This is a genomic window from Mesorhizobium sp. M2C.T.Ca.TU.002.02.1.1, from assembly GCF_003997225.1.
The window spans coordinates 1-3,132 of the sequence record NZ_RZTO01000729.1; the positions used below are offsets into that span (position 1 = coordinate 1).

Annotated in this window: 4 protein-coding genes; all 4 read left to right on the top strand. The window is 62.0% G+C overall.

Going from position 1 to position 3,132, the window contains the following annotated elements; translation table 11 throughout:
• Positions 1 to 33: 33 nt before the first annotated feature.
• The gene (locus EOD07_RS28395; protein WP_127237732.1) at positions 34 to 900 is read left to right on the top strand and encodes a branched-chain amino acid ABC transporter permease; all 867 of its coding nucleotides are present in this window, start codon (positions 34 to 36) and stop codon (positions 898 to 900) included.
• Between the two features lie 3 nt (positions 901 to 903).
• Positions 904 to 1,893, top strand: coding sequence for a branched-chain amino acid ABC transporter permease (locus EOD07_RS28400; protein ID WP_127237733.1), 990 nt, complete (start codon positions 904 to 906; stop codon positions 1,891 to 1,893).
• On the top strand, positions 1,893 to 2,645 hold the full coding sequence (locus EOD07_RS28405) for an ABC transporter ATP-binding protein (RefSeq protein WP_127237734.1): 753 nt from the start codon (positions 1,893 to 1,895) through the stop codon (positions 2,643 to 2,645). Before EOD07_RS28400 ends, EOD07_RS28405 begins: the two co-directional genes overlap by 1 nt.
• The coding region (locus EOD07_RS28410; RefSeq protein WP_164772613.1) for an ABC transporter ATP-binding protein at positions 2,642 to 3,132 on the top strand (491 nt) is incomplete at its 3' end. The genes EOD07_RS28405 and EOD07_RS28410, both read left to right, overlap by 4 nt.

The following is a 3,132-nucleotide window of genomic DNA, read 5'->3' on the forward strand; positions in this document are numbered from 1 at the left end:
GACCAGAAGCGTTGACCGCGCTGGCTGAATCCAATGCAGTTCCTTGTAGAGACCGTTCTGAACTCCGCGATGGCGAGCGCGTCCACTGCGCTCGTGGTTGTCGGGCTGGCCCTGATATTCGGGGTTATGCGCATCGAGAACTTCGCGCATGGAGAGCTGTACATGGTCGGGGCGTATGCGACGTGGCTCGTCGGCACCTCGTTCGGGGCGGGCTATTGGGTGGGATTTGCCGCCGCGATACTGGTAACCGGCGTGATCGGCGCGGCGATCGAAATTCTGCTTTTGCGACGATTGCGGGATAATCCGATGGGGGCGCTCATCGTCACCATCGGCGTCCTGCTGATCCTGCAGACCGCGGCCACTTGGTTCTTTGGGATCAACAGCAATCTTCTGGTCGACGCTCCCGTCTCGGGCGTCGTCAGTCTTGGCGGGTTCAATGTGCCCTGGCACAGGATCGTCGTAATCGTGGCCGCTGTGCTTATTCTCACGGCCCTGACCGTGGTTTTGCGCACCACGAAATTCGGCTGGGCGCTTAGGGCCGTGGCACAAGACAAGGATGCGGCCAACCTTCAGGGCATTTCGATCGGCAGGACATCGATGTCCGCCATGGCGCTCGGCGCGGCGCTCGCCGGCGCAGCCGGGTCCTTGATGGCACCCATCGTCCGCATAAGCCCGTTCATGGGGCAGCCGGTGATCATCACCGCCTTCATCGTCATTATCCTTGGCGGCATAGGATCGATGGAGGGGGCGATCGTCGCTGCTGTGGTCTACTCGACCTTCTTCACCTTCGTTTCCGCCTATTTCGACACCACCATCGCCAACATCGCCGGCCTTTGCCTCATGCTCGCTGTGCTTATCGTCAAGCCCAGCGGCCTTATGGGCAAGGCCCAGAAAGTTTGAGCCATGGCTAGATCAAATCCAGGTAACGCGATCCTCACGGCCGTCCTTGCCGTCGCCGCCTGCGCGGTGCCTTTCGTCGCGGGAGACTACTACGTGTCCTTCGCAACCGAGATCGCCATCATGGTCCTGATGCTATCGAGCTACAGGATCGTGGTGCTGACGGGGGAATGGTCGTTCGCCCATGTCGTTCTCCAGGGTGCCGGTGCCTATACCGCGGCGATCATGGTCAAGGACCACGGCGCATCCTTCCCTGTTTCCCTGGTGGCTGGAAGCATCGCCGCCGCCGCGATAGCGGCGGTGCTGAGCATCCCGCTCCTAAAGATGCGAGGATTCTATTTCCTGATGGGCACTTTCGCCGCTTCGGAAGCGATCCGGCTCCTGTGGCGCAAATTCACGTATTTCGGGGGCACGAGGGGATTCTCCGGCATCTCCGCGCCATATTTCGACTTCGGCGGCATCCAGATCGATTTCGGACGGCCGGAGACTTACTATTTCCTGACTCTGGCGATCGTAGCGGCATGCCTGGTGCTCATTTGGCGGCTCGAACAGTCTCGCCTGGGCAAGGTCTGGAAGACTATCGAGCAACAGGATGTCCTCGCCCAGTCGGTCGGCATCGACACGCGCGGCTATCGACGCATTGCCTTCGTCATAGCGGCGGCTTTCGCCGGGATCGCAGGTGTTCTCCTGGCGTATGCCTTCGGGTCGGTCACCCCGAACAGGTTCGGCCTCAACTTCGCCCTCTATCTCATGATTTGGGCGATCGTCGGCGGGACGCGGACGTTCTTTGGCGTGATCGTCGGCGGCATTGTCCTGATGGCCTTCGACGAATCGCTTCGTTTCGCCGAGGGGCTTCGGCCCGGCGTGTACGGCGTGATTCTCATTCTGGTCATGCTGTTCTTCCCTCAGGGCTTGGAGCGATTGGTCGGCTGGACAGGCCTCTACGGCCGCGGCGTGTCCAAGGCTGCCCCGGTTTCTTCCGAGGGAGGCGCTTGATGCCGATCCTGTCGCTCCACGAGGTGACCAAGGCCTTCGGGGGTCTGGTGGCTGTCAACAAGGCCACCTTTTCCGTAGAGCCAGGTTCGATACACGGACTGATCGGGCCGAACGGCGCGGGGAAGACAACCCTGTTTTCCCTCATCACTGGTTTCTACCGACCCACTATGGGGCGGGTAGAGCTCGACGGAGAGGACATAACGCATCTCCCGACAAGCGCCCGAGCTCGCAAGGGGCTGGTGAGGACGTTTCAGGGCACCGTTCTGTTCGCCGACCTCACCGTGGAGGAGAACATCGCGAACGGCATGCTCGCGGAGAGCTCGTCACCGTGGACGGATTGGCTCTTCGAGACGCCGGCCGCCAGGAGTTCGCGGCGGGAGGGGGCCGCCGCTATCATGGACTATTCCCGGCTGTCCGACCTGCGGAACGTAGCCGCCAAAGACTTGTCCCATGGCCAGCAGCGGGTGCTCGGGATTGCGATCGCATTGGCGGCGAATCCCCGCGTGTTGCTCCTCGACGAACCGTTCACGGGAATGACCGCCTCGGAGAAAAACCGATTGGCGGAGATGCTGGGGCGCATCCGCGAAGACGGCACGACGATCGTGCTCGTGGAACACGACATGAGGACGGTGATGCGCCTCTGCGACGTAATCACGGTTCTGAATTTCGGCAGCGTGCTGACCGAAGGCACTCCGGAGCAGGTCCGGCGTCACCCTGAGGTCATGGCGGCCTATCTCGGGAGCGCCGCGTGATCGAGCTCAGGAATCTCAGTGTCCACTACGGCCGCGCGATCGCGGTCAACGACGTGTCCCTGTCATTCCCGTCAAGCACGGTGAATTGCATCATAGGCTCGAACGGCGCGGGGAAGAGCACGATACTTCGGACGATTTCCGGACTTGTGCGCCCAAGCTCGGGGCAGATCGTCTTCGAGGGCGAGCCCATCCAGAACCTGACGCCGAAGCAGATCGTCGAACGGGGCATCGCACATGTTCCGGAGGGCAGGCACGTGTTCCCGGAACTCACGGTCGAGGAAAACCTCAAGATCGGAGCATACCTCCGCGCCGACGCCGCCGCAGTCAGGCGTGATTTCGACGCCATCTGCGGAGCCTTTCCCAGGCTCGCCGAACGCAGGAAACAATTCGCCAACACGCTCAGCGGCGGCGAGCAGCAGATGCTGGCCATCGGGCGAGCGATCATGGCGGCGCCCCGCCTCGTCCTCATGGACGAGCCATCCATGGG

Coding starts and splice junctions, on each gene's coding strand:
- EOD07_RS28395 (WP_127237732.1), top strand. CDS start 34: ATGCAGTTCCTTGTAGAGACCGTTCTGAACTCCGCGATGGCGAGCGCG.
- EOD07_RS28400 (WP_127237733.1), top strand. CDS start 904: ATGGCTAGATCAAATCCAGGTAACGCGATCCTCACGGCCGTCCTTGCC.
- EOD07_RS28405 (WP_127237734.1), top strand. CDS start 1,893: ATGCCGATCCTGTCGCTCCACGAGGTGACCAAGGCCTTCGGGGGTCTG.